Annotated in this window: 24 protein-coding genes; 16 read left to right on the top strand and 8 right to left on the bottom strand. The window is 65.4% G+C overall.

Annotated features, from left to right (window positions below; genetic code table 11):
* The first annotated feature begins 16 nt into the window (after positions 1–16).
* The 3 genes from GQ651_RS18035 to tspO are packed head-to-tail and all read left to right on the top strand — an operon-like array spanning position 17 to position 3048.
* Complete coding sequence (locus tag GQ651_RS18035) at positions 17–1549, top strand: phytoene desaturase (protein WP_160765681.1); 1533 nt, start codon at positions 17–19, stop codon at positions 1547–1549.
* Positions 1546–2583, top strand: coding sequence for a 15-cis-phytoene synthase (gene crtB / locus GQ651_RS18040; RefSeq protein ID WP_160765682.1), 1038 nt, complete (start codon positions 1546–1548; stop codon positions 2581–2583). Before GQ651_RS18035 ends, crtB begins: the two co-directional genes overlap by 4 nt.
* 15 nt (positions 2584–2598) lie before the next feature.
* Entirely contained in the window at positions 2599–3048 is a 450-nt protein-coding gene (gene tspO / locus GQ651_RS18045) for a tryptophan-rich sensory protein TspO (protein ID WP_160765683.1), read from the top strand.
* On the opposite strand, the gene crtC is transcribed toward tspO, so the two are convergent.
* Together crtC and crtD are read right to left on the bottom strand one after the other, a co-directional pair.
* Positions 3045–3926: a carotenoid 1,2-hydratase gene (gene crtC / locus GQ651_RS18050; protein WP_160765712.1), complete on the bottom strand. Its 882-nt coding sequence runs from the start codon at positions 3924–3926 to the stop codon at positions 3045–3047. The two genes, tspO and crtC, sit on opposite strands and share 4 nt — an antisense overlap.
* Positions 3872–5443, bottom strand: a complete 1572-nt coding sequence (gene crtD / locus GQ651_RS18055; protein WP_160765684.1) for a 1-hydroxycarotenoid 3,4-desaturase CrtD — start codon at positions 5441–5443, stop codon at positions 3872–3874. Before crtD ends, crtC begins: the two co-directional genes overlap by 55 nt.
* A gap of 88 nt (positions 5444–5531) precedes the next feature.
* Here crtD and GQ651_RS18060 point away from each other — a divergent pair, with 88 nt between their 5' ends.
* From GQ651_RS18060 to dxs, 13 genes are all read left to right on the top strand, one after another.
* Positions 5532–6422 carry a polyprenyl synthetase family protein gene (locus tag GQ651_RS18060; protein WP_160765685.1) on the top strand — a complete coding sequence of 297 codons (891 nt, stop codon included), beginning with the start codon at positions 5532–5534 and terminating at the stop codon, positions 6420–6422.
* Positions 6423–6486: 64 nt separating this feature from the next.
* Positions 6487–7578 carry a methyltransferase gene (locus tag GQ651_RS18065; protein ID WP_160765713.1) on the top strand — a complete coding sequence of 364 codons (1092 nt, stop codon included), beginning with the start codon at positions 6487–6489 and terminating at the stop codon, positions 7576–7578.
* A gap of 92 nt (positions 7579–7670) precedes the next feature.
* Positions 7671–8612: a chlorophyll synthesis pathway protein BchC gene (bchC, locus tag GQ651_RS18070; RefSeq protein WP_160765686.1), complete on the top strand. Its 942-nt coding sequence runs from the start codon at positions 7671–7673 to the stop codon at positions 8610–8612.
* Entirely contained in the window at positions 8609–9610 is a 1002-nt protein-coding gene (locus tag GQ651_RS18075) for a chlorophyllide a reductase iron protein subunit X (RefSeq protein ID WP_160765687.1), read from the top strand. Before bchC ends, GQ651_RS18075 begins: the two co-directional genes overlap by 4 nt.
* A 170-nt stretch (positions 9611–9780) precedes the next feature.
* Positions 9781–11346, top strand: coding sequence for a chlorophyllide a reductase subunit Y (gene bchY, locus GQ651_RS18080; RefSeq protein WP_160765714.1), 1566 nt, complete (start codon positions 9781–9783; stop codon positions 11344–11346).
* Positions 11347–11524: 178 nt separating this feature from the next.
* The gene (gene bchZ, locus GQ651_RS18085) at positions 11525–13000 is read left to right on the top strand and encodes a chlorophyllide a reductase subunit Z (RefSeq protein ID WP_160765688.1); all 1476 of its coding nucleotides are present in this window, start codon (positions 11525–11527) and stop codon (positions 12998–13000) included.
* Positions 12997–13227, top strand: coding sequence for a cytochrome PufQ (pufQ, locus tag GQ651_RS18090; protein ID WP_160765689.1), 231 nt, complete (start codon positions 12997–12999; stop codon positions 13225–13227). The genes bchZ and pufQ overlap by 4 nt, the downstream gene beginning before the upstream one ends.
* Positions 13228–13382: 155 nt before the next feature.
* Entirely contained in the window at positions 13383–13538 is a 156-nt protein-coding gene (pufB, locus tag GQ651_RS18095) for a light-harvesting antenna LH1, beta subunit (protein WP_160765690.1), read from the top strand.
* Between the two features lie 9 nt (positions 13539–13547).
* The gene (gene pufA, locus GQ651_RS18100) at positions 13548–13715 is read left to right on the top strand and encodes a light-harvesting antenna LH1, alpha subunit (protein ID WP_160765691.1); all 168 of its coding nucleotides are present in this window, start codon (positions 13548–13550) and stop codon (positions 13713–13715) included.
* A gap of 70 nt (positions 13716–13785) precedes the next feature.
* Complete coding sequence (gene pufL, locus GQ651_RS18105) at positions 13786–14634, top strand: photosynthetic reaction center subunit L (protein WP_160765692.1); 849 nt, start codon at positions 13786–13788, stop codon at positions 14632–14634.
* Positions 14627–15610: a photosynthetic reaction center subunit M gene (gene pufM / locus GQ651_RS18110; RefSeq protein WP_160765693.1), complete on the top strand. Its 984-nt coding sequence runs from the start codon at positions 14627–14629 to the stop codon at positions 15608–15610. The genes pufL and pufM overlap by 8 nt, the downstream gene beginning before the upstream one ends.
* 6 nt (positions 15611–15616) lie before the next feature.
* Positions 15617–15838: an RC-LH1 core complex protein PufX gene (gene pufX, locus GQ651_RS18115; protein WP_160765694.1), complete on the top strand. Its 222-nt coding sequence runs from the start codon at positions 15617–15619 to the stop codon at positions 15836–15838.
* A 178-nt stretch (positions 15839–16016) separates the two neighbouring features.
* Positions 16017–17930, top strand: a complete 1914-nt coding sequence (gene dxs, locus GQ651_RS18120) for a 1-deoxy-D-xylulose-5-phosphate synthase (protein WP_160765695.1) — start codon at positions 16017–16019, stop codon at positions 17928–17930.
* 4 nt (positions 17931–17934) lie between these two features.
* Here dxs and idi read toward each other — a convergent pair whose 3' ends face one another.
* From idi to GQ651_RS18150, 6 genes are read right to left on the bottom strand one after another with little or no spacing between them, the layout of a single operon-like run.
* A complete protein-coding gene (gene idi / locus GQ651_RS18125) occupies positions 17935–18465 on the bottom strand; it encodes an isopentenyl-diphosphate Delta-isomerase (RefSeq protein WP_160765696.1) in 531 nt (176 codons plus the stop codon).
* Complete coding sequence (locus tag GQ651_RS18130; RefSeq protein WP_160765697.1) at positions 18462–19643, bottom strand: geranylgeranyl diphosphate reductase; 1182 nt, start codon at positions 19641–19643, stop codon at positions 18462–18464. The genes idi and GQ651_RS18130 overlap by 4 nt, the downstream gene beginning before the upstream one ends.
* Positions 19644–19645: 2 nt before the next feature.
* Positions 19646–20923, bottom strand: a complete 1278-nt coding sequence (locus GQ651_RS18135) for a BCD family MFS transporter (RefSeq protein WP_160765698.1) — start codon at positions 20921–20923, stop codon at positions 19646–19648.
* Complete coding sequence (chlG, locus tag GQ651_RS18140) at positions 20920–21843, bottom strand: chlorophyll synthase ChlG (protein ID WP_160765699.1); 924 nt, start codon at positions 21841–21843, stop codon at positions 20920–20922. The genes GQ651_RS18135 and chlG overlap by 4 nt, the downstream gene beginning before the upstream one ends.
* A 60-nt stretch (positions 21844–21903) precedes the next feature.
* A complete protein-coding gene (gene ppsR / locus GQ651_RS18145; RefSeq protein WP_160765700.1) occupies positions 21904–23316 on the bottom strand; it encodes a transcriptional regulator PpsR in 1413 nt (470 codons plus the stop codon).
* 38 nt (positions 23317–23354) lie between these two features.
* Positions 23355–24332: a cobalamin B12-binding domain-containing protein gene (locus GQ651_RS18150; RefSeq protein WP_160765701.1), complete on the bottom strand. Its 978-nt coding sequence runs from the start codon at positions 24330–24332 to the stop codon at positions 23355–23357.
* Positions 24333–24382: the final 50 nt, after the last annotated feature.

Raw genomic sequence — 24382 nt, forward strand, 5'->3', positions numbered from 1 at the left:
TGATGGAGTGCCTCGCATGAAGAGCCCCGCTGGGAACAGAGCGGTCGTGATCGGCGCGGGCCTTGGCGGGCTTGCCGCTGCGATGCGCCTTGGCGCGAAGGGTTGGTCGGTGACGGTCATCGACCGGCTGGACAGTCCGGGCGGGCGCGGCTCGGCTCTCACGCGCGACGGGTACCGCTTCGATCTGGGCCCGACCATCGTGACTGTGCCGCAGGTCTTTCGCGATCTCTTCCGTGCCGTTGGCCGCGATTTTGACAGTGAGGTCGATCTGAGGGCGCTCGATCCCTTCTACGAGATCCGCTGGCCCGATGGTTCGCACTTCACCGCGCGCGGCTCGACCGAGGCGATGGTGGAGGAGGTGCGACGTCTGTCGCCCGGTGACGTCAAAGGCTATCTGGCGTTCCTCAGGGATGCCGAGCGCCGCTATGTCGTGGGCTTCGAAGGCATGGTTGCCAAGCCCATGCACCGGTTCCGCGAGACGGCCAAGGTGCTGCCGGAATTCGCAGTCCTCCGCGCCGACCGCTCGATCCTTGGACTGGCGCGCAAGAGGGTCCGGGACGAGCGGCTGCGCATGGCGCTCAGCTTTCATCCGCTCTTCATCGGGGGCGATCCGCGTCATGTGACGTCGATGTACGCGCTTGTCAGCCATCTCGAAAAGGAATTCGGCGTCCATTACGCCATCGGCGGCGTTGCCGCGATTGCAAGCGCCATGGCGCGCGCCGTTGTGGGGCAGGGGGGGCGTCTGCGCTATGAAGCGACGGTGTCCCGCATCCGGACCGAGAACGGGCGCGCCACGGGTGTCGAGCTGGACACGGGCGAGGTCATCGACGCCGATCTGGTCGTGTCCAATGCCGATGCCGGGCATACGTATCAGAACCTCTTGTCCGACCGCGCCAAGCGCCGCTGGTCGCCCGCGAAGCTGAGCCGGACGAAATGGTCCATGGGTCTGTTCGTCTGGTATTTCGGAACGTCCGGCACGCGGGCCAAGTGGCAGGATGTGGGACATCACACGATTCTGTCCGGCCCACGCTACGAGGGGCTGCTGGACGACATCTTCACACGCGGGCGGCTGGCCGAGGATATGAGCCTCTACGTCCATCGCCCATCGGTGACCGACCCGACGGTCGCGCCCTCGGGCGACGATGCGTTCTATGTGCTGTCTCCGGTGCCGCATCTGGGCCATGCCGATCCGGTGGACTGGTCGCGACAGGCCGAGAGCTATCGCGCCTCCGTTCTGGCGACGCTGGAAGAGCGTCTGTTGCCGGGTCTGTCCAGTCACCTGACCGTGTCTGAGGTCTTCACGCCCGAGACCTTCCGCGACCGCTACCTGTCGCCCCATGGCTGCGGGTTCTCGATCGAGCCGCGTATCCTGCAATCGGCCTGGTTCCGACCGCACAATGTCAGCGAAGAGCTTGACGGTCTCTACCTTGTGGGCGCCGGGACCCATCCGGGCGCGGGGCTGCCCGGCGTCGTGTCGTCAGCCGAGGTACTGGAAAAGCTCGTCCCCGACATGCGTGGACACGAGACCCCAAGGATGGCCGCAGAATGATCAATCCGCGCGACCTGCATATCTGCCGCGACGCGATCCGCCAGGGTTCGCTGTCCTTCTACGCCGCGTCCAAGCTGTTGCCGGCAAAGGTCCGCGACCCGGCGCTGGCGCTTTATGCCTTCTGCCGGCTGGCCGATGACGCGGTCGACCTGCATGACGAGAAGATTTCCGCGGTCCTCCGGCTTCGCGACCGGCTGGATGCGATCTATGAGGGGCGGCCCAATGATGCGGCCGCCGATCGGGCCTTTGCCGCCGTGGTCGAGATGCACGAGATGCCCAAGGCGCTGCCCGACGCGCTGCTCGAAGGGCTCGCCTGGGACGCGCAGGAGCGGCGTTATCGCTCGCTCTCGGGGGTGATCGACTATTCCGCCCGGGTGGCCGCCGCCGTTGGTGCCATGATGTCGGTGCTCATGGGTGTCCGTGACGCCGATGCCCTGGCGCGCGCCTGCGACCTTGGCGTCGCGATGCAGTTGACGAACATCGCCCGCGACGTGGGCGAGGACGCGCGCGCCGGGCGTATCTATCTGCCACTCGACTGGCTGGACGCCGAGCATATCGCGCCCGAGGCGTTCCTTGCCGACCCGGTGCCAGATGACCGTATCCGCCGGTTGGTGCAGCGCCTTCTGCGCGAGGCGGATCGTCTTTATGCCCGGTCCGAGGCCGGAATAGCGGCGCTGCCCTTGTCGGTGCGGCCCGGCATCTTTGCCGCGCGGCATGTCTATGCCGGGATCGGGGCCGCCATCGCGAAGAACGGTCACGACACGATCAGTTACCGCGCGCGGACATACAAATCGCAGAAGATCGGCTGGCTCGCGCTGGCAACGCTGAGGTCCGGTGTCACCACCGTCATGCCGCGCTCGGCGGTCCTGCACGCGCAGCCCCTGCCGGAATGCGCCTTCCTCGTCTCGGCTGCCGCGCGCCCCGTCGCGCGCGGGTCCGCCTGGGGCGACGGGCGCAGCGGCGCGCTGTTGTCGATCCTTGCGGATCTGGAGGCGCGCGATCAGTCGAGAAAGCTGGATCGCCTCGGCGCTTGAGCTAGGTCACAAGTCATGGATTGGTCGCTGTTCTTCATCTTCTTCCTTGGCTGCTGTGCGGCGGCCTCGACCGGTGCCCTGTTTCAGCCGGGCGACTGGTATGACGGTCTGGACAAGCCCGCCTGGACGCCGCCCGACTGGGTGTTTCCGGTCACCTGGACCGTCCTCTACATTTCCATGGCAATCGCTGCGGCGCGGGTTGCGGTGCTGGACGGTTCTGCCCATGCGATGGCCTTCTTCGCCGCGCAACTGGCCTTCAACACGCTCTGGACGCCGATTTTCTTCGGCCTGCACCGGATGGGGGCGGGGATGATCGTGATCCTGTGTCTCTGGGCGACGGTGGCGGCGACGATGCTGGCCTTCTTCGCGCTCGACACTTTGGCGGGGGCGCTTTTCGTGCCCTACCTGATCTGGGTGACGATCGCCTCGGCGCTGAATTTTTCGGTCTGGCGCCGGAACAACTAGTCGTCGAAGCGCCAGCCCGCGCGGCGGGGCACCCGGACGGCCAGCATCGGCATCAGCCACGGCCCGCGGAACCGGTTCAGGTCAAGCGCCTCGTGCACGCCCTCGGTTTCTTCTCCATTCAGTTGCGTCCGGACGACCGCGCGCGTGTAGAACGGCGCATCCAGCATCGCCTTGACCTGCCGGGGCCGATAGCCCGGATCGGCCCGCGTCTCGCGCCGGACGGCCCAGAGCGAACGTGCGAAGCGGGTGTTCGGCGGCGCGTCCACGTCGACGATGTCGCCTGTTGGCGTGAAGCCGACGCCCACAGCGAGCTTCGAGCCGTCGCGCAGCGTGGCGTCATAGAAGCAGGCCGCGCCGTCCTTCAGCGGATAGCGGCCCCATGTCCAGTAATCGAAATCCTGCTCCAGCGCCCGCGTCCCGAAATTGGCGTCGAAATAGCCGTGCCCGCTCCATCGCCAGCCTTTGCCGAGGTCCACGTCGATCCGCGACGTGGGCGCGAAGGGCCGCCAGATATGGGTGCCGTCGGCAGTCAGCGGAAGCTCGACCGAACTGACGCCGGCGGGCGTCAGAGTAATGCGACCCCGCATCCGGCTGATAAGCGGCAGGGACGAGACCTCGTCGATGTCGATGGTCAGGCGCGCGCCATCCCAGGTCAGGCTCGACGGACCCACGGTGAAGCTGTCGACGGTCTGGCGAAGCGCGGCCGCGCCCCGGTCGGTCATGGCGAAGCGCCCGCCCCGCCCGTAGGTGGCCACGTTGATGCAGCAGTGGTTCTCGGGGCGTTTCCGGCCCGACCAGCGGTACCAGGGCGAAAAGACCGATCCTATGAAGGCGATGACCGAGACGGCGTAGTCGCCGCAATCGGAGACTCCGTCGATATACCACCAGGCATAGCCGTTCGGCGGGACGTCGAGGGCGAAGCAAGGTCCGTCACGATCGCCTCTGCCGCGTGCTTCCCGGAAAGCGCCGCCATGGCGATGCCCGCCCCCGGATGGGTCCCGCCCCCCGCCAGGTAGAGACCCTTTATCGGGGTCCGCGCCCGTGGCCGGTCCAGCGCCGCCATCGTCCCGTGAGGGCTCCGCCCGTAGAGGGAACCGAAGCTCCCCGGGAACAGAGCGTGAAACCCGCCCGGTGTCGTCAGCGCGCTTTCGGTCGGACGCGGGGTGAAGGTCAGACCATGCCTGGCCAGCTGCGTGAAGACTCGGGTCCGGCATTCGTCTTTCTCCTTCATGTCCGTGGTCTCGGACGGGGCGGCGTTCTCAATGATCTCGAAGCGCTCGGGGCCGTCGGGCGGAGGGCCGGCGCCGATCCGGTCCTGCGCGCAGACATAGAGCGTCGGGTCGGCGGGCGCGGCGCCCTTGGCGATCGGGCCGAACTCATCCTCGGGGTCGGCGCCGAAAAACACGTTGTGATGGGCGAGGTCTGGCCCCTCGGCCCCTGCGGCAAAGGCCCAGACTCTCGCAGACAGGCTGCGGGGCAGGACGCCCTTGCGCTTGACCGCGCCCCGGACGCCCTCGCCCAGATGCCCGAGCGCCAGCGCCATCGGGTCGCCGTTGAAGACCGCGCCGTCGCAGGCGATGCGGCGGCCGTCTTCAAGGCAGACGGCGGCGATGCGGCCGGACTGCTGCTCCAGCCGGTCGGCTTTCGTGCCGAAGGTACAGGTGACGCCAAGACGTTCCGCGAGAGATCGCAGCGCCTCGGCAAGGTGATAGAGGCCGCCCCGCACGCACCAGACGCCCCGCGCCTCGGCTTCCCAGACGAGTTGCAAGAGTGACGGGGTCTGGTCGGGCATCCCGCCGACATAGGTGGCATAGCGCCCGAAAAGCTGGCGGAGGCGGGGGTCGCGGAACTGCCGGGCGAGGCTTTGCGCCATGCTGACGCCGGGAAGAAGCGCGGTCAGAAGCTCGGGCTTGCCAAGCGCTGTCAGGGCAAGACGGCTGACGCGCGGCTCGCCGGTCTCCATCATCGGGGCCTCGAAGGCGGCGAAAAGTGCCTTGGCGCGCGCATCGAAGCGGCGGAAGGCGTCGGCATCGGCGGGGCCGGCCAGTGCGTCGATGGCGGCGGCGTTCGCCTCGCTGTCCGGCACAAGGTCGAGCGACGAGCCGTCCACCCACCAGTGCCGGGCCAGAAGCGGTTCGCGGACAAGGTCGAGGTGGTCTTCCATCCGTTCGCCCGCGAGGGCGAACAGAGCGTCGAACTGGTGCCGCATCGTCAGGACCGTCGGGCCTGCGTCGGCGGGGCCCGCGCTGGTGGGCAGGGTCCGCATCTTGCCGCCGGGATGGTCGTGCGCCTCGATCAGCGTCACGGCGCATCCGGCATGTGCCAGGCGGATGGCCGAGGCGAGGCCCCCCATCCCGGCTCCGATCACCACGATATGCGCGCCAGATGCGATCATCCGGGAATTGTTGACTCGGGAAGGGCAACTGTCCAGTATAGTTTACACAAACATGTCATTTAATAATGACACACAAGCGCGAGGCGCCATGCCACTCCAGACACGTATCGAAGCCGCCATCTCTTCCGCCATCCGGGGCGCGCAGACCGCGCCCGCGCCGGGGCGACTGGCGGCGGCATTGAATTACGCCGTGACGCCGGGAGGCGCGCGCATCCGCCCGACGATCTTATTGTCGGTGGCCATGGCCTGCGGCGACCGCGACCCGCTGATGGCGGACCGCGCGGCGGCGGCGCTGGAAATCATGCATTGCGCCAGCCTCGTCCATGATGACCTTCCGGCCTTCGATGACGCCGACATGCGGCGCGGCAAGCCGTCGGTCCATCGCGCCTTTTCCGAACCTCTGGCGGTTCTGACCGGAGACAGCCTGATCGTGCTGGCCTTCGAGACCATCGCGCGGGGGCCGGGCACCGATCCGGCGCGGGCGCTGGAGCTGGTGCTGACGCTGGCCAAACGCACGGGCATGCCGCTTGGCATCTGCGCGGGGCAGGGATGGGAGAGCGAAAGCTCGGTCGACCTGTCCGCGTATCACCTTGCCAAGACCGGCGCGCTCTTCATGGCCGCGACCGAGATGGGCGCGGTTGCCGGTGGGCAGGATGCCGAGCCCTGGGCCGAGCTGGGCGCGCGGATCGGCGAAGCCTTCCAGGTCGCGGACGATCTGCGCGATGCGCTGATGGACGAAGCGTCTCTGGGCAAACCAGCGGGTCAGGACGACCTGCATGGCCGCCCGAACGCGGTCACCCAGCTGGGCGTCGAGGGCGCCACGGCGCGGCTGCGCGACATCCTTGCCGGTGCGATTGCTTCGATCCCGTCCTGTCCGGGCGAGGCGGCGCTGGCGCAGATGGTGCGCAAGACGGCTGACCGGATCATCCCCGAAGCGGCGCAGCACCTCGGGCACCGCTCTTCGGTGCCAGGTGAGTGATCTTCCCCTCGGCGAGGTCCAGCCGCCATGGCGGGACCAGTCGGTAAGTCTTCGTCAAAGGCTGATGCGGCTTGTGGCATCGCCCGGCTTTCAGAAATGGGCTGCGCGATTTCCCCTGACACGCCGCGTCACGCGTCGCGAGGGGGAAGAGATCTTCGACCTCGTCGCCGGTTTCGCCCACAGCCAGTGCCTTGCCGCATTGGTGGAGCTTGGCATCCTGCGCAGGCTTCTCGACAGCCCGGCATCCCTCGATCGACTTGCCCGCGCCGCCGATCTTCGGCCGGATCGCGCGCGCATTCTGCTGGACGCGGGCGTCGCCCTTGGCCTGATCCGGAAGCTGCCGGACGCCTACGCGATCTCGCGGAAGGGCGCCGCGCTTGCCGGTGTGCCGGGTCTTGAGGGCATGATCCGCCATCACAGGGTTCTCTATCGCGACCTTGCCGATCCGGTCGCCTTCTTCCGGGGCGAAAGCGACACGGAGCTCAAGCATTTCTGGCCCTATGTCTTCGGCGCGGGCGCGGCGCAGGATCCCGGGACGGCGCGCCGCTACTCGGAGCTGATGGCCGACAGCCAGAAGCTGGTCGCGGACGAGACGCTGGCGGCTGTGTCCCTGTCGGGTGTTTCCCATCTGATGGACGTGGGCGGCGGCACGGGCGCTTTCCTGGCCGAGGCGCTCACCGCCTATCCCGACCTGAGCGCGACGCTCTTCGATCTGCCCGCCGTGGTGCCCGATGCCCGCGCCCGATTCGAAACGGCCGGGCAAAGCGCCCGTGTACGCATCGTTCCCGGCAGCTTTCGGGACCAGCCCCTGCCCGAAGGTGCCGACGCCATCTCTCTTGTGAGGGTCCTCTACGACCACGCGGATGAAACGGTGCGCGGCCTCCTGGCCGAGGTCCGTTCCGCTCTGCCGCCCGGCGGCCGTCTGATCGTGTCCGAGCCGATGGCGGGGGGCGCGCGGCCGACCCGTGCAGGGGATGCCTATTTCGCGCTCTATACGCTGGCGATGGAGACCGGGCGCACGCGGTCCGCCGAAGAGGTTTCGGCGCTCATGTCGGCCGCCGGCTTCGAGGATGTCAGGCAGGTCCGGACATCGCGTCCCTTCGTGACGTCGGTGGTGACCGGTGTCAGGCCGTCTGGCATATCAATGTCTAAATAGATTGACACCTAAGACTGTAAGTTTAAACTTACACAATGACAGAATGCCGCATCACCCGCGAATCCGCGGAGATGACGGCGAGGGAGAGTAGAGTGGACGTGAATGCCGTCATTCTCTCGGGACCGCGAAAGCTGGGGCTCGGGACGCTGGGGTTGGTAGACCCCACTGAAGACGACATTGTCGTTTCGGTTTCCCACTCTGGAATTTCCACCGGCACGGAAAAGCTGTTCTACGAAGGGCGGATGCCGCCTTTCCCCGGAATGGGCTATCCTCTGGTGCCCGGTTACGAGGCCGCCGGCGAAGTGGTCGAGGCGGGCCGGAACACGAACCTTGTGCCCGGTGACCGGGTCTTCGTGCCCGGCGCGAATTGCTACGAGGGCGCCCGCGGTCTCTTCGGCGGTGCCGCGTCGATGCTGGTGACACCCGCCGCCCGCGCCACGCGAATCGATTCGGGCCTCGGGGCCGAAGGCGCGCTTCTGGCGCTTGCGGCCACGGCGCGCCACGCGATGGCCGGTCTAGACAAGCGTTGCCCGGAACTGATCGTGGGCCACGGCGTGCTGGGACGGCTTCTGGCACGGCTGACCATCGCCGCCGGAGCGCCCGCGCCGACCGTGTGGGACACCAACCCGTCCCGACGCGCCGGTGCTGTCGGATACGAGGTGCTCGATCCCGAAGACGATCCGCGCCGCGACTATGGTGTCGTCTATGACGCGTCCGGCGCCGAGGGCATTCTCGACGCGCTGATCGGGCGGATCACCAAGGGCGGCGAGATCGTCATGGCCGGTTTCTACGCCGACGATATCCGCTTCGCCTTTCCGCCGGCCTTCATGAAAGAGGCACGGTTCCGCGTTGCCGCCGAATGGACGCCCGACGATCTGGTCGCCACGCGGCAACTGGTCGAGCAGGGCGCGCTGTCGCTTGCCGGCCTCATCACGCACACCCGTCCGGCAACCGAGGCGGGCGATGCCTATCCGCAGGCCTTCGACGATCCGGCCTGCCTGAAAATGATCCTCGACTGGAGCACGATGCAATGAAAGACGAGGTCCCCAATCTCAAGGACTACACCGACCGCCTTCGCGATGAGGCCTCCGAAGGCCCCGACGAGATCCCGGTGACCGAAGCGACGTCCAAGACCCAGATCATCGCGATCTACGGCAAGGGCGGCATCGGCAAGTCTTTCACCCTGGCCAATCTCAGCCACATGATGGCGGAAGAGGGCAAGCGCGTCCTGCTGATCGGCTGCGACCCGAAGTCGGACACCACCAGTCTTCTGTTCGGCGGCAAGGCCTGCCCGACCATCATCGAAACCTCGACCAAGAAGAAGCTGGCGGGCGAAGAGGTGAAGATCGGGGATGTCTGCTTCAAGCGGGGCGGCGTCTTCGCGATGGAGCTCGGCGGCCCCGAGGTCGGCCGCGGCTGCGGCGGGCGCGGGATCATCCACGGCTTCGAGCTTCTGGAAAAGCTGGGCTTCCATGACTGGGATTTCGACTATGTGCTGCTCGACTTCCTGGGCGACGTGGTCTGCGGTGGCTTCGGCCTGCCGATCGCGCGGGACATGGCGCAGAAGGTGATCATCGTCGGCTCGAACGACCTTCAGTCGCTTTACGTGGCGAACAACGTCTGCTCGGCGGTGGAATACTTCCGCAAGCTGGGCGGCAATGTCGGCGTCGCGGGCATCGTCATCAACAAGGACGACGGCACCGGCGAGGCGGCGGCTTTCGCCAAGGCGGTGGATATTCCGGTCCTGGCCTCGATCCCTGCGGACGAGGATCTGCGCCGCAAGTCGGCCAACTACCAGATCGTCGGGACCAAAGCCGGACCCTGGGGCGAGATGTTCTCGGGCCTGGCCCGCAACGTCGCCGACGCGCCACCCCTTCGCCCAGCACCGCTGACGCAGGACGGTCTGCTCGACCTCTTCTCGGCGTCCCAGACCGGAGCGGACTTCGTGCTCGAACCGGCCACCGACGAGGACATGCGGGGCAAGAACGCGGCACCAAGACCATCGCTCGAGGTGATCTATGACGACGCATGATCCCAAAGCAGCGACCGTTTCGAACGCCTTCAAGGCGATGGATCAACGCCTGAAGCGTCTCGGCGAACAGACCGACGTGCTTCGGCACACAAGCGAACATCTCCGCGGCGCCAGCGCCGACCTGCGGGAGCGCAGCCGCAGGGTGCGTGAAAACATCAATAGGCTCAACGCTGACTGACGAAGTGACATATGACGCCGCCCACGAGGCGGAGGTGTCGACCGGAACGTCGGTCCCTGCATCCGAAGCCGAGGCTTTGGGCGACGGAACGGGCTGTCACGCCGGTGCCGACAAGATGGAGGCCGCGGCCCGCGCCGCCGGTCAGTCCGAGCTGCTTGACCGCTATGCCGAGGACTATCCGACAGGCCCCCACGACAAGCCGCAATCCATGTGTCCGGCCTTCGGGTCGCTTCGCGTTGGACTTCGGATGCGCCGCGTGGCGACCGTGCTGTCCGGCTCGGCCTGCTGCGTCTACGGCCTGACCTTCGTCAGCCATTTCTACGGTGCGCGCCGCTCGGTCGGGTATGTGCCCTTCAATTCGGAAACTCTGGTCACGGGAAAGCTGTTCGAAGACATCCGGGAAGCGGTCCACGACCTGGCCGATCCCGACCGCTACGACGCGGTCGTCGTCACCAATCTCTGCGTGCCGACCGCGTCGGGCGTGCCGCTTCGTCTTCTGCCCGACGAGATCAACGGCGTCCGGATCGTGGGCATCGACGTGCCGGGCTTCGGCATTCCGACCCATGCGGAGGCAAAGGACGTTCTGGCCGGTGCGATGTTGAACTATGCCCGGCAAGAGGTCGAGGCCGGCCCGGTACAGTCGCCCGCGGGCGGGCGCGAGGATCGCCCGACCGTGAGCCTTCTGGGCGAGATGTTCCCAGCCGATCCGATGGTGATCGGCCAGATGCTGGCGCCCCTTGGCCTTGCCGCGGGTCCGGTTGTTCCGGCGCGCGAATGGCGCGAGCTTTACGCGGCGCTGGATTCGGGCGCGGTTGCGGCCATCCACCCGTTCTACACCGCGTCCATCCGCGAATTTCAGGCGGCGGGTCGCCCGGTCGTCGGTTCGGCGCCGGTGGGCGCGGATGGCGTCGCACAGTGGCTGTCCGCCATCGGCGAGGCGTTCGGCTTGGCCGCCGCCAAGGTGGCCGCGGCACAGAACGCCTTTGTCGGTGCCACGAAGGGCGCGCTTGCAGCGTGTCCGATCGACGGCACCATCACGGTATCGGGCTACGAGGGCTCCGAGCTTCTCGTTGCGCGGCTTCTGATCGAGTCGGGCGCGACCGTCCCTTACGTCGGCACCGCCTGCCCGAAGACGCCGTGGTCGGAATGGGACCGCGACTGGTTGGAAGCGCATGGCTGCAAGGTGAAATATCGCGCGTCTCTCGAAGACGACCTGTCGGCGATGGAGGGCGTGAAGCCCGACCTTGCCATCGGCACCACGCCCGTCGTCCAGCGCGCCAAGGAGCTGGGCATCCCGAGCCTCTACTACACCAACCTGATTTCGGCGCGACCCCTGATGGGACCGGCCGGGGCAGGGGCGCTGGCCGAGGTCGTCTCGGCGGCGATGGCGAACAAGGAGCGGATGGGCCGGATGCGCGCGTTCTTCGAAGGCACGGGCGAGGGCGACACGGCAGGCGTCTGGGAAGGCGCGCCGAACCTCCGGCCCGATTTCCGGGCGCAGCATCAGAAGAAGATCGACAAGCAGGAGCGCGCCCGCAAGGCCGCTGAGATGATATAATGGCGAATTACCCCGATAATTCGCCATGGTGCGAGGCAGTGATCGGCGGAGCCGATTGCGGTCGCACGCCCTTGGCCAATTTCGCCGCCTTCGGCGTCGACCGGCTGGGGGCTCTGCCCCCAGACCCCCGGGATATTTTCGGGCCGATAATGGACAGAGTGTGCGGGGAGGCCCGGGCATGCTGATCCAGGACCATGACCGGGCAGGGGGCTATTGGGGCGCGGTTTATGCCTTTACCGCGGTCAAGGGGCTTCAGGTTGTGATCGACGGTCCGGTCGGCTGCGAGAACCTGCCGGTAACGTCGGTTCTGCATTACACGGATGCGCTGCCGCCGCACGAATTGCCCATCGTGGTGACCGGGCTTGGCGAGGAAGAGCTCGGGCGCGACGGCACCGAGGGCGCAATGAAGCGCGCGTGGGATACGCTCGACCCTGCACTCCCTGCCGTGGTCGTGACGGGGTCCATCGCCGAGATGATCGGCGGCGGCGTGACCCCTCAGGGTACGAATATCCAGCGTTTCCTGCCGCGCACCATCGACGAGGATCAGTGGGAAGCGGCCGACCGCGCCATGACCTGGATCTTCACCGAGTTCGGGATGACCAAGGGGCGGATGCCGCCTGAGAAGAAGCGCGAAGAGGGTGCAGCGCCCCGCGTCAACATCCTCGGACCCATGTACGGCACGTTCAACATGCCATCGGATCTGGCCGAGATCCGGCGTCTGGTCGAAGGGATCGGGGCCGAGGTCAACATGGTGATGCCGCTTGGCGCCCATCTGGCCGAGATGCGGAACCTCGTGAACGCGGATGTGAACGTCTGCATGTATCGCGAGTTCGGGCGCGGCCTCTGCGAGGTCCTGGACAAGCCCTATCTGCAGGCGCCCGTCGGCGTGGAATCGACGACCAAGTTCCTCAGAAAGCTCGGCGAGCTTCTGGGCCTCGACCCCGAGCCGTTCATCGAGCGCGAGAAGCATTCGACCATCAAGCCGGTCTGGGATCTATGGCGCTCGGTCACCCAGGATTTCTTCGCCACCGCCAGTTTCGGGATCGTCGCGAACGAGACCTATGCGCGGGGCATCCGTCTGTTCCTCGAAGACGATCTGGGCTTTCCCTGCGCCTTCGCCGTCGCGCGGACCGCCGGAAAGAAGACCAACAACGACGAAGTGCGCGCGCTGATCCACCAGAAGCGGCCCCTGGTCGTGATGGGGTCGATCAACGAGAAGATGTACCTGGCCGAGATGAAATCCGGACACGGACCCAGCCCGTCCTTCATACCGGCAAGTTTCCCCGGCGCCGCGATCCGCCGCGCCACGGGCACGCCGTTCATGGGCTATGCCGGTGCCACCTATCTCCTGCAGGAGATCTGCAACGGGCTGTTCGACGCGCTGTTCCACATCCTGCCGCTTGGCTCGGACATGGATGCGGCCGACGCCACGCCGACGACGCTTCGCCGGGATTTCCCGTGGGACGCCGACGCGCAGGCCGCTCTCGACCGGATCGTGGCCGAGCACCCGGTTCTCACCCGAATTTCCGCCGCCAAGACGCTGCGCGACGCCGCCGAACGCTCTGCCCTCGAACGGGGCCAGGAGCGTGTGGTGCGCGAGACCGTCGAAGCGCTCCGCGGCATGACAGTTAACCAAGAGGGAGGGCGCCCATGAGCGACCAGACCATCGACCTCGCCCCCGTGGCCGAGACGAAGGCGATCAAGAAGCCGACGACCGAGTTCGCCGTCTACTTCGCGATCATCTTCATCGCGACGCTGCCGCTGGCAATCTTCACCTGGGCTCTCAGCGTGTTGCGCTCGGGCGATCTGAAACAAAAGGGCCCCGTGGCCCGCGCCTGGACCCAGGCCCGGATCATCACGCCCATGATCTTCGCCGCGTGACGCGGCAGCGCACCTCTGGTGCGACGATCTTCGCCGCCTGAACAGCGGCTTCGAGATTTGCCGGCACGTCAGCCGGTAAATGCCCTGAAGGTTTCGACCGGACGGGAAACCCGGCCGCGGGGGACGCGGCGTCAGTCTGAGATCCGGAGGATTACATGGCTGATAGAACCGACCTGTCTTTTACAGGTCTCACCGACGATCAGGCGCAGGAGCTACATTCTGTGTACATGAGCGGCCTGTGGGTATTTGTCGGCATTGCGCTGGTGGCCCACATCCTCACGTACATCTGGCTCCCCTGGTTCAACTGGTAAGGAAGCAAGATGTCGAAGTTCTACAAGATCTGGCTCATCTTCGATCCCCGTCGCGTCTTCGTGGCCCAGGGTGTCTTCCTGTTCCTGTTGGCGGCGATGATCCATCTCGTGCTGCTTTCCAACCCGCAGACCAACTGGTTCCAGCGGGCGTTTGCAGCCGAATCGATGGACGGCTGATCGCACATAAACCAGTCGCGGGCGGCCCCTCCGGTCGCCCGCGGCAAGCCTGAAAAAACGGAGTAGCGACATGGCTTTGCTCAGTTTCGAACGGAAGTATCGCGTGCCGGGGGGCACGCTTATCGGCGGCGAGATGTTCGATTTCTGGGTCGGACCTTTCTTCGTCGGCTTCTTCGGGGTCACGACGGTCTTTTTCGCAGGCCTCGGGACCATTCTGATATTCTACAGCGCGGCGCTTCAGGGCACCTGGAACCCGTGGCTCATCTCGGTGAACCCCCCGCCGATCAGTTACGGCCTGGGAGCGGCGCCCCTGGCCGAGGGCGGCTTGTGGCAGATCATTACGATCTGTGCGCATGGCGCATTCATCAGTTGGGCGTTACGAGAAGTTGAAATCTGCCGAAAGCTCGGCATCGGGTTTCACATCCCCATCGCCTTCGGCTTCGCCATCTTCGCCTACACCACGCTTGTCGTGATCCGTCCCGTCCTGATGGGCGCCTGGGGGCATGCGTTCCCCTATGGCATCTGGTCCCACCTCGACTGGGTCAGCTACACGGGCTACCTGTACGGCAACTTCCACTACAACCCCGCCCATATGATCGCGGTGTCGCTGTTCTTCACGACGACGCTGGCCCTTGCTCTGCACGGCGCTCTGATCCTGTCGGCGGCCAATCCGGCCAAGGGCAACAAGTCCCGCACGCCCGAGTACGAAGACACGTTCTTCCGTGACTTCATCGGCTACTCGATCGGGCCCCTCGGGATCCACCGCCTCGGTCTTCTGCTGGCGCTGAACGCCGGTTTCTGGAGCGCGATCTGTATCGTGATCTCGGGCACCGTCTGGTTCGACCAGTGGATCGTCTGGTGGGATTGGTACATCGAACTGCCCTGGTGGGCCGATCTCGAAGGAGGCGTCAATGGCTGAGTACATGAACATCTTCAGTCAGGTGCAGGTTCAAGGCCCGCCTGAAATGGGCATGGCCGGCGATGCCGACCTTGGCGACCGGACCGAAGGTACCAGCTTCAGCCCGCTCTTCGGCTGGCTCGGCAACGCGCAGCTCGGACCCGTCTATCTGGGTCCGTGGGGCGTGCTGTCGCTCTTTGCCGGTGGCATGTGGTTCTTCATGGTGGGCATCAGCTTCTGGGTGCAGGCCGGGTTCAGCCCGGGCGTGTTCTTCAGGGATCTGTTCTACCTGTCGCTCGATCCGCCGGGCCCCGAATACGGGCTCAGCCTTGCGGTGCCGCTCTGGGAAGGGGGACTCTGGATCATCTCCTCTTTCTTCCTTCTGATTGCGGTCATCAGCTGGTGGATCCGGTCCTACGTGCTGGCCGATCAGCTTGGCATGGGCAAACACGTGGCCTGGGCATTTGCCAGCGCTATCTGGCTGTTCCTCGTGCTTGGCCTGATCCGACCGGTTCTGATGGGGTCCTGGTCCGAGGCGGTGCCTTACGGGGTGTTCACCCACCTCGACTGGACGAACCTCTTCTCGCTGACCTACGGCAACCTGTTCTACAACCCGTTCCACGCGCTCTCGATCGCGTTCCTCTACGGCTCCACGCTTCTCTTCGCGATGCACGGGGCCACCATCCTGGCGGTGTCCCGTCTGGGCGGGGACCGCGAACTGGAGCAGATCTACGACCGCGGAACGGCGTCCGAACGGGCGGGTCTCTTCTGGCGCTGGACCATGGGTTTCAACGCCACGATGGAAGGTATCCACCGTTGGGCCTGGTGGTTTGCGGTTCTGACGACGCTCACGGGCGGCATCGGGATCCTGCTTACGGGTACGGTTGTCGACAACTGGTTCGTCTGGGCTCAGGAGCATGGCTACGGCGCCGCCGAGAACTATGTCCCGGCGCTGACGCCTGAAGACTTCGTTCCCTACCTGCCACCTTCGGAGTGATCTGACATGTCTGACAGAAACGAACCCTGGTATCTGGAAAACGATCAGAAACCGTCGCTGAAGATGTGGGTCTTCACCCAGATGGCGGCGGGAGCGGGTTGGGGCGCCTTGGTCTTCTTCGGAGTGGTGCTGTTCATCTTCGCTCTGATCGCGATCTCCAGCATCTTGCCGGAGGACCCGTTCGCGGCCCTTGAAAGCGGCGCGGCTCTCGCCAGCGCCCTGGTCTGAGCGGGGGCGGTGTGGCTTTGCAGCACACCGCCCCTCTCCACGGAGTCGGGCGTCTAGCCGCGCCCGATCCTCGGGGCCTCCACACCCCGGTTCCCTTCCTGTTGGCTACAGGGAACTGGCGTCGCTTGGGCTCAACCCTCGCGACGCCTTTTTTTATCATACTTCCGGAGGTCACGCCATGAGTCGTCCTGAAACCCCGCTTCTCGACCGGATTGCCGGGCCGTCCGACCTCAAGGCCTTCTCCGATCACGACCTTTCGCGCATCGCGGACGAGCTTCGGGCCGAGGTGATTTCGGCCGTGTCCGAGACCGGGGGCCACCTCGGCTCGTCGCTTGGCGTGGTCGAACTGGCCGTGGCGATCCATGCGGTCTTCAACACGCCGGTGGACAAGTTGGTCTGGGACGTCGGCCACCAGTGCTATCCGCACAAGATCCTGACCGGCCGCCGCGACCGGATCAGAACGCTCCGCCAGCGCGACGGCCTCTCGGGCTTCACCAAGCGCGCGGAAAGCGAGTTCGACCCCTTCGGCGCGGCGCATTCCTCGACCTCGATCTCCGCCGCGCTCGGTTTCGCCGTGGCGCGCGACATGGGCCAGCCCACGGGCGACGCGATTGCCGTCATCGGCGACGGCTCGATCAGCGCCGGCATGGCCTATGAGGCGCTCAACAACGCAGGCCACGAAAAGCGCCGGCTCTTCGTCATCCTGAACGACAACGAGATGTCCATCGCGCCGCCCGTCGGCGCCATGTCGGCGTATCTGTCGGGCCTTTACGCCAACACGCCGCTTCACCGCATGGCCGAAGGGTTCGAGGCGGCGTTGCCCGGCCCGTTCCGCGACGGTGCGCGCCGCGCGCGTCAGCTCGTGACCGGCCTTCCGGGCGGGCAGGGGACGCTTTTCGAGGAACTGGGATTTACCTATATCGGCCCCATCGACGGCCACGACATGGACCAGCTTCTGGCGGTTCTGCGCGCCGCTCGCGCCCGTGCCGACGGCCCCGTCCTGATCCATGCCTGTACCGTCAAGGGCAAGGGCTATTCCTTCGCGGAGAGCTCGGCCGACAAGTATCACGGCGTCGCGAAGTTCGACGTCGTCAGCGGCACCCAGAAGAAAGCGAAATCCAACGCGCCCAGCTATACCAGCGTCTTTGGCAAGACCCTGACGGACGAGGCCTCCCGCGATCCACGGGTCGTCGCCGTCACGGCGGCCATGCCCTCGGGCACCGGGCTGAACATTATGGCCGACCGCTTTCCGGCGCGCGTCTTCGACGTGGGGATCGCCGAACAGCACGCCGTCACCTTTGCAGCCGCAATGGCGGCGGGCGGGCTGAAACCCTTCTGCGCGATCTATTCGACCTTCCTTCAGCGCGGATATGATCAGGTGGTCCATGACGTCGCGCTTCAGAACCTGCCGGTGCGCTTCGCAATCGACCGTGCCGGGCTGGTGGGGGCAGACGGTCCCACACATGCCGGCGCCTTCGATATCGGCTACATGGCGAGCCTTCCGAACATGGTCGTGATGGCCGCCGCGGATGAGGCCGAACTGGTCCACATGGTCGCCACCGCCGCCCATTACGACGAAGGGCCCATTGCGTTCCGCTATCCGCGGGGCGAGGGGACCGGCGTCGAGATGCCCGAGCGGGGCCAGCCCATCGAGATCGGCAAGGGCCGGATCGTGCAGGAAGGCGACGCAGTCGCGATCCTGTCTTTCGGCGCGCATCTGTCGGAATGCCTGAAGGCGGCGGAAGAGCTGGCGGCGCGCGGTCTGTCAACCACCGTCGCAGACGCGCGGTTCGCCAAGCCGCTGGATACCGCGCTGATCGGCCAGCTCGCCAAGCAGCACCGCGCCCTGATCACCGTCGAGCAGGGCGCGCGCGGCGGCTTCGGCGCACAGGTGCTCCACCATCTGGCGGACAAGGGCGCGCTCGATCGCGGCCTGCGCATCCGGACCATGACGCTTCCCGACCGCTTCATCGATCAGGCAAGCCCTGCGGACATGTACGCGGAGGCGAAACTCACGGCATCCGATATCGCCGCCACAGCGCTCGAAGCGCTCGGCGTCGTTCCCGCAGCATTCGGAGAGGCGCGCGCCTGAGGCGTCAGGCGCGGACGAGACTGGCGAAAATGCGGTCCATGTAGCGGTCGAGATAGATGCGCAGCCAGGGCGTGTATTCGTCCGGCTTCCGCTTCACATGCGCGGCCAGTTCATAGAGATCTACCCAACGGGTCGCCATGACCTCGTCGGGGTTCGGCTCGACGGCGATGCGGCCCGCATCCGGGACGACGAAAATGTCGACCACCTCGTGCTCGATCAGACCATTACCCACCGGGGCGCGGTACTCAACCTGATCGCGGAAGACGGGCGAGACACCGGTCATCCCAAGCTCTTCCCGAAGACGGCGAATGGCGCACTCCACAGAGGACTCGTTCCAGTGCGGATGCGTGCAGCAGGTATTCGCCCAGAGACCGGGCGTGTGATATTTCGACAGCGCGCGCTGCTGGATCAGGACCCTGTCGCCATCCAGCGCAAAGACGCTGATCGCCTTGTGCCGCAGCCCCTTCTGGTGAACCTCCAGCTTTTCGACGGGCTGAAGCTCGCCCTCCACCCATGCCGGAATAAGCTCTGTCATGCATATGTCTCCGGCACGAGACGTGTCAGATGCGCAAGGTTCTTCAATCCGATCTTGATATGAGCCATGGGCCGCGCCTTGACGAGTTTCTTGTTCATATAGGCTTCGAAGGTCAGCCTTTGCACGTCGACATCGTGACACAGGCTGACGAAACGCTCGCGCCGCTCGTCGGACTTGTAATAGGCATCCTGCATCGACCGCAGGACGCGGAACACGGTCTTGTGCTCTTTCATGAAGAGCTTCCGCGCCAGGGCCAGGTCTTTCGCCCGCCCCGATACCAGCGCCGCCTGCGCCGCCGTCGCGGCCACGCGCCCGCCGACCATCGCGTAATAGATCCCCTCGCCGGACGAGGGCGCAACGACACCCGCCGCATCGCCCGCAAGCACCACGTCCTTGCCGTTGTCCCACTTGTCGAGAGGCTTCAGAGGGATCGGCGCGCCCTCTTTGCGGATCGTCTCGCACCCGTCGAGGCCCGAGGCCACGCGCAGATCCGCAGTCGCCTTCTTCAGGTCCACGCCATCGACGCCGGTGCCCATGCCGACGCTGGCGCTCGCGCCATGAGGGAAAACCCAGCCGTAGAAATCAGGGCTGATCGTGCCGTCATAGATCACGTCGCACCGCATCGGGTCGTATGTCCCGATCTTGCCGGGCGCCTTGATGATCTCGTGATACGCGATGACGTAGGGGATCGTGTCGCCACCCGGCACCTCGGCGCGGGCCACGTCGGACCGCGCGCCATCGGCTCCGATGATCAGGGTCGTCTCCAGTCGCCGCTCCTCGCGCGTTTCCTTGTCGCGGTAGATGACCGACGGCCCGCTCTCGTCCCGCTCGATCCTCAGGAATGTCCCGGTGAACCGCTCGGCCCCGGCATCCTTGGCGCGGAGCCGCAGGAACTCGTCGAAATGCTCGCGGTCGACCATGCCGACGAACCCGTTTTCAATGGGGATGTCCACGGCGCGCTGCGTGGGTGAGATCATCCGCGCGGTCGAGATCTTGGCCACGATCTGACTGTCGGGAATATCGAAATCCTCGATCAGACGGGGCGGGATGGCGCCACCGCAGGGTTTGATCCGTCCGGCCCGGTCCAGAAATGCCACCTTGCGCCCGGCGCGGGCCAGATCCTCGGCCGCGACCGTTCCGGCGGGGCCGCCGCCTACGACGACAACATCATAACGCATGTTCATTCTCCCGGAACGGCGGCCGGCGCGATGGCACGGCCCTCCATGATTCTAAGCGCCATGAGCGCGGCGGCGACGAAAAGCAGGGCTTCGAAGAAGAAGACCATGCCGAAGGCGAGGGGCGTGTCGGTGACCTGGCGTAGGATATCGACGGCGGCCGCGCCGACGAGCCCGCCGAAACCGGCGGCAATGGCTTGCGCAGCGCCCCAGAGGCCCATCCGCGTGCCTTCGCGCGCACTCCGGCCCTCGCCGGCCAGCGCCATCATCGAGCCGATGGCGGCCACCGCGAAAACCCCGTTGAAAAAGCCCAGAAGCACCGTGGCGGGCAGCAAAAGGTCAATCCGCATCGGGCCGATAACAGAGATTATGGTAAGCGAAAGCGCCGATCCCAGGCATCCGCCGATGACCCACGCCCTTAGCGTGCCAAGGCGCAGACCCGTCGCCGCGATACCTACCAGCAGCATCCCTATGAAAACGCCGCCATTCTGCGCGCCCGAAAGCTGCGTGGATTGTCCCGGCGCGAAGCCGAAGACCAGACCGGCATAGGGCTCGAGGATCAGTTCCTGCATGAAATAAGCCGTCATGGACAGGAAGACGAAGAGCGTGAAGAGCCGCGCCTTGGGCTCGGCCCAGATCTCGGCAAGCCCTTCGCGGAACGGCATCGCATCCGGCTCGGGCCGTGCGATGACGCCGCGCTCGATGCCAGCGACAGCAAGGCAGGTCAGCAGAAACGCCGACAGAACGACCGTCGCTACGATCTTCAGCAACAGCGCATGGCTGTAGGGATCAAGGAACGCACCCACCGTGGCCGCCGTGACGGCGATCCCGAAGATCATCATCAGCCACGTGATCGTGGCCGCCGCCGCACGCCGCCGGGGTGCCGTTGCGGTTGCCAACAGCGCCAGCAACGATGTGCCCGAGGCACCGACGCCCAGACCGATCAGGGCATAGGCCACGATACTGGCCGCCAGCCCGGCGAGAAAACTGCTCTCGAACAGCGGAATGGCAAGCGCCGCGCCCATTGCTCCTGCCCCAAGCGCCAGCATGCCCCCGATGATCCAGCGCGACCGATGCCCACCCTGATCGCTCAGGAACCCCCAGTTCGGGCGGGTGATCTGAATACCGTAATGCAGCGCCACCAGAAGACCGGGCAGCACCGCCGGCAAGGCAAGCTCGACAACCATGAGACGGTTCAGCGTCGACGTGGTCAGGACGACAATCGCGCCAAGGCACATCTGCACAAGACCAAGCCGGACGATCGCGAACCAGCACAGTGTCATGGCGCCACCCCGAGCGAGCGGATCGCCACCGCGCTGACCATCATGCCGAGCACGTAAAGTGTGACGCCCGTTCCGTTATACCATGGCGCTTTTCCAGCCGGGTCGCGCATCCAGACCCGCATGGCGGCGAACTGGCCGATCAGGCCAAGCGCGACAACAGCCGCGAAGACCGGCTGGCCCCAGACGACCAGCATCGAGATGACCAGAAGCTGCGGCAGGGTCATCACCATACAGGCGATTCGAGCGGCGACATCAGGCCCGACAACCACTGGCAAGGACCGGACACCCGTGGCGCGGTCCCCCTCCAGGGCCTTGAAATCGTTGATTGTCATGATGCCATGCGCGCCGATGCCGTACAGCAGCGCGACGATGACCACCGGAAAGGATGGCGCGCCGACGCTCAGCACGGCGGCGCCGGTGAACCACGGCAGGCTTTCATAGGACAGCCCGACCAGCCCCGGCCCCCACCATCCCGACCGCTTCAGCCGGAAGGGCGGCACCGAATAGACCCAGGCGGCGACAACCGCGACAGCCGTCGCGCCGAGGCCCCAGATGCCCAGGAATGACCCCAGCCACAGCGACAGCCCGCTCAGTAGGACGGCAAAAGCGAATGCCCATCCGGGTGACACCATTCCGCTCGGGATCGGGCGGTGCGGTTCGTTGATGGCATCCACATCCCGGTCGGCCCAGTCGTTGATCACCTGGCTCATGCCGCAGACGACCGGCCCGGCAAGCACGACGCCCAACACGACGAGCGGCCAGCGATCCCACGGAGAAATCCCGGCCGATACGATCCCGCAGAGATAGGCCCACATCGGCGGGAACCACGTGACCGGCTTGGTCAGCCGCAGCAAACCGCGCGGCGCAGGCCAGCGGCGGGACGAGGCGTCAGGCAGGTGTAAATCTGGGCTTACAGTCATAGTGTAAAGTACACACTACAACTGTCCATCTAGCAAGGAGAGTCTTGAGGGTCGGGCCGCTTAGTCGCTGCGTTCGAGCAGCCCGTATTTCCTGAGCTTGACATAAAGGCTCTGACGGCTGAGCCCCAGCATCTCGGCCGCCGCAACACGGTTGTTCCGCGTCAGCTCGACGGCCGTTTCGATGCACATCTTTTCGACGACATCGTTGGTTTCGCTCACGATTTCCTTGAGCGAGGCCGAACCGACCAGCTCCATCACGCTGCGCATGCCCTCGTCGTTCGAGGACGGTCCCGTCTTCCGGATGGCCTCCGCCCGGCTTGCATCACGAATGACGAAGACGACAGCCGGGTTGGCGCGGTCGTTCAGCCATGCCGAAGAGATCTCGACGCTGACCTGGCTGCCGAACTCCGAAGTCAGCTTCGTCGCGTAAAGACGCATCTGGCCGACGCGCCGCGCATTCTCGGTCATAACCTTGAGGTCGACCGCACCGCGCGAGAAGAAGTCGCCAAGCGACCGGCCCTTCACACGGGAAAGATGCGGGGCGTCCACGAAGTTCAGGAAGCTCTCGTTCGCGGCCTGAATGACACCTTCCTGATCGGTGAAGACGATGCCCTCCACGCCTTCCTGATAAAGCGCCGACAGGTTCTCGCTCAGCTCATCGGACACGTGATCGTCGTCATCCGGCGGCGACAGACGGCAAAGCAGCATACGTTCGCCCGCCGCGCGGAACGCGGTGGCCGACAGCCCGAGCGTCTTCCGCGACCGGCGCGCCACGACCTCGACCGGCGCCATCCCGTCAGACATGGCCTGCGTCGTCAGGCTCGACATCAGCTCGCCCTTGCGGCGGCTGTCGAATTCCTGCGCCAGAGCCGAGCCCTGAAGCTCTTCCACCGAGCCGCCAAGAAGGCTTGCCGCCGTCTTGTTCAACTCGACGATTCGTCCCGAGGCATGGGCGATGAACACGAAGGCTTCCCGGCACTCTTCCATGAGCACACGGAACCGCGTGTCGAATTCGCGCTGTGTCTCGTAATCCTTCTCAAGCGCCATCTGCGCGTTGATCAACTGCCGCTGCATCTCGGCCACCGGGCGCAGGTCGCGCCCCAGCATCAGGATCGCGCCATCGGGGCCGATGCCGTGGAACGAGTAGCGGATCGGGAATTCCAGATTGGTGTCGTCCGCGTGGTTCAGCTCGATCGCGGACGGACGCGCCCGCTCTTCCATGAAACGGTCAAGCTGCGCTTCCAGCTTGGGAACGCTCTCGATGGTCAGGAACTCGCGGATGTCGCGGCCTTCCCACCCGTCGAGCTTGCCGAAACTGGGATGGTCGGGATTGATCAGCACGCTCAGAACAGTGCCGCTTTCGGAAATCACCACTGAAATATCGGCCGCCTTGGCAATGATATCGCCAAGGACATCGGGGCCTATCAGCGGAATAGAACCCGAACTCCAGTATTTTGTGCCCCGCGAACTCATCGGCCCGAACTTCCATGAGAAGTGACCGTCTGCATCATCTAACCCACCTTCGCGTTGACGCCGGCGACGTGCGGGGAAATCTTCAGCTGGCATAACCGAAGTGCCTCAACTACATCCGATGTCGCGAAGTCCGCCCCTGTGACGGCCTTCACGTCCTTCCCAGTTCCCATGACCGGACCACCCACGACAATCGGGATACTCCGGTTCGTTTTCTGCCTTAACTTTTCGACAAATTTTCCCACTTGCACAAGGCTTTCGACATGCGATGCCGAAATCATTATCGCATCGAAACGGTCTTCGCCGGCGAGATTCAGCGCGGCCTCCTCAAGATCGAGGCTGAGAACAAGCCTTACCGAGACGCCCAGCCGTCTGAGCTGCGCCGTTATGATCATCGCGCCAAGCGTGTGGCTTTCTCCCGCCAGCACGGCAACCGCTATTCCGCCCGTGTCTTTCGGCGGATGCTTTCGATACACGTCCTGCAGAAGGTCGCGAAGCATTCCCTGCAGCCTTGCCGCGCCGATCGTGACATCTGCAAAGCTGGTCTGGTCGGTGCACCACTCCTCGCCAAGGCGTCTGGCCACCTCGGGAATATACAGGTCAATCAGTTCATTCAGCTTGAGCCCGGATCCCATCAGGTCCGAGATCGCATCCTCACGTTGTTCTGTCGTCCGCCCAAGCACGCCCGTCCGAAGCAGCCCGATCCAGTCTTCGGACAGCCTTTTGGGTCCGGCTCCGCGTTGGCGGACCAGAACCCTGAGCGCTTCGCTCGCGAGAGTCGCAACCGGACGTTCGGTTTCGACTCTCTGGCCCTTGCGCGATGTTTCGGGGCCGTCGGTCATAGACCTTTCCAGGCTGCGGACTTGCTCGGCGCGGACCAGATGCCCGCACGACTCGGCGCCTACAGCATGACCAGTTTCAGACTCCGGGCGGAGAATGTCAAAGTGAATTGACATTTTGGCGGGCCTGTTTCGGGCCAAACCGGCGTCCATCTGCAAAAATGCTTTAAAATAGGACATTTTTTGGCGCTCCGACGCAAATCCGACCAATGTGTAAGTAGGCGTTGACG

Origin of the sequence: Kangsaoukella pontilimi (assembly GCF_009830125.1) — a bacterium.
Lineage (GTDB): Bacteria > Pseudomonadota > Alphaproteobacteria > Rhodobacterales > Rhodobacteraceae > Kangsaoukella > Kangsaoukella pontilimi.

Coding starts and splice junctions, on each gene's coding strand:
- GQ651_RS18135 (WP_160765698.1), bottom strand. CDS start 20,923: ATGACACTGTGCTGGTTCGCGATCGTCCGGCTTGGTCTTGTGCAGATG.
- pufQ (WP_160765689.1), top strand. CDS start 12,997: ATGAGCGACCAGACCATCGACCTCGCCCCCGTGGCCGAGACGAAGGCG.
- GQ651_RS18035 (WP_160765681.1), top strand. CDS start 17: ATGAAGAGCCCCGCTGGGAACAGAGCGGTCGTGATCGGCGCGGGCCTT.
- idi (WP_160765696.1), bottom strand. CDS start 18,465: ATGACAGAGCTTATTCCGGCATGGGTGGAGGGCGAGCTTCAGCCCGTC.
- pufA (WP_160765691.1), top strand. CDS start 13,548: ATGTCGAAGTTCTACAAGATCTGGCTCATCTTCGATCCCCGTCGCGTC.
- GQ651_RS18150 (WP_160765701.1), bottom strand. CDS start 24,332: ATGTCCTATTTTAAAGCATTTTTGCAGATGGACGCCGGTTTGGCCCGA.
- bchZ (WP_160765688.1), top strand. CDS start 11,525: ATGCTGATCCAGGACCATGACCGGGCAGGGGGCTATTGGGGCGCGGTT.
- GQ651_RS18060 (WP_160765685.1), top strand. CDS start 5,532: ATGCCACTCCAGACACGTATCGAAGCCGCCATCTCTTCCGCCATCCGG.
- tspO (WP_160765683.1), top strand. CDS start 2,599: ATGGATTGGTCGCTGTTCTTCATCTTCTTCCTTGGCTGCTGTGCGGCG.
- crtB (WP_160765682.1), top strand. CDS start 1,546: ATGATCAATCCGCGCGACCTGCATATCTGCCGCGACGCGATCCGCCAG.
- GQ651_RS18075 (WP_160765687.1), top strand. CDS start 8,609: ATGAAAGACGAGGTCCCCAATCTCAAGGACTACACCGACCGCCTTCGC.
- pufX (WP_160765694.1), top strand. CDS start 15,617: ATGTCTGACAGAAACGAACCCTGGTATCTGGAAAACGATCAGAAACCG.
- pufM (WP_160765693.1), top strand. CDS start 14,627: ATGGCTGAGTACATGAACATCTTCAGTCAGGTGCAGGTTCAAGGCCCG.
- pufB (WP_160765690.1), top strand. CDS start 13,383: ATGGCTGATAGAACCGACCTGTCTTTTACAGGTCTCACCGACGATCAG.
- ppsR (WP_160765700.1), bottom strand. CDS start 23,316: ATGAGTTCGCGGGGCACAAAATACTGGAGTTCGGGTTCTATTCCGCTG.
- crtD (WP_160765684.1), bottom strand. CDS start 5,443: ATGATCGCATCTGGCGCGCATATCGTGGTGATCGGAGCCGGGATGGGG.
- dxs (WP_160765695.1), top strand. CDS start 16,017: ATGAGTCGTCCTGAAACCCCGCTTCTCGACCGGATTGCCGGGCCGTCC.
- pufL (WP_160765692.1), top strand. CDS start 13,786: ATGGCTTTGCTCAGTTTCGAACGGAAGTATCGCGTGCCGGGGGGCACG.
- GQ651_RS18130 (WP_160765697.1), bottom strand. CDS start 19,643: ATGCGTTATGATGTTGTCGTCGTAGGCGGCGGCCCCGCCGGAACGGTC.
- chlG (WP_160765699.1), bottom strand. CDS start 21,843: ATGACTGTAAGCCCAGATTTACACCTGCCTGACGCCTCGTCCCGCCGC.
- GQ651_RS18065 (WP_160765713.1), top strand. CDS start 6,487: ATGCGGCTTGTGGCATCGCCCGGCTTTCAGAAATGGGCTGCGCGATTT.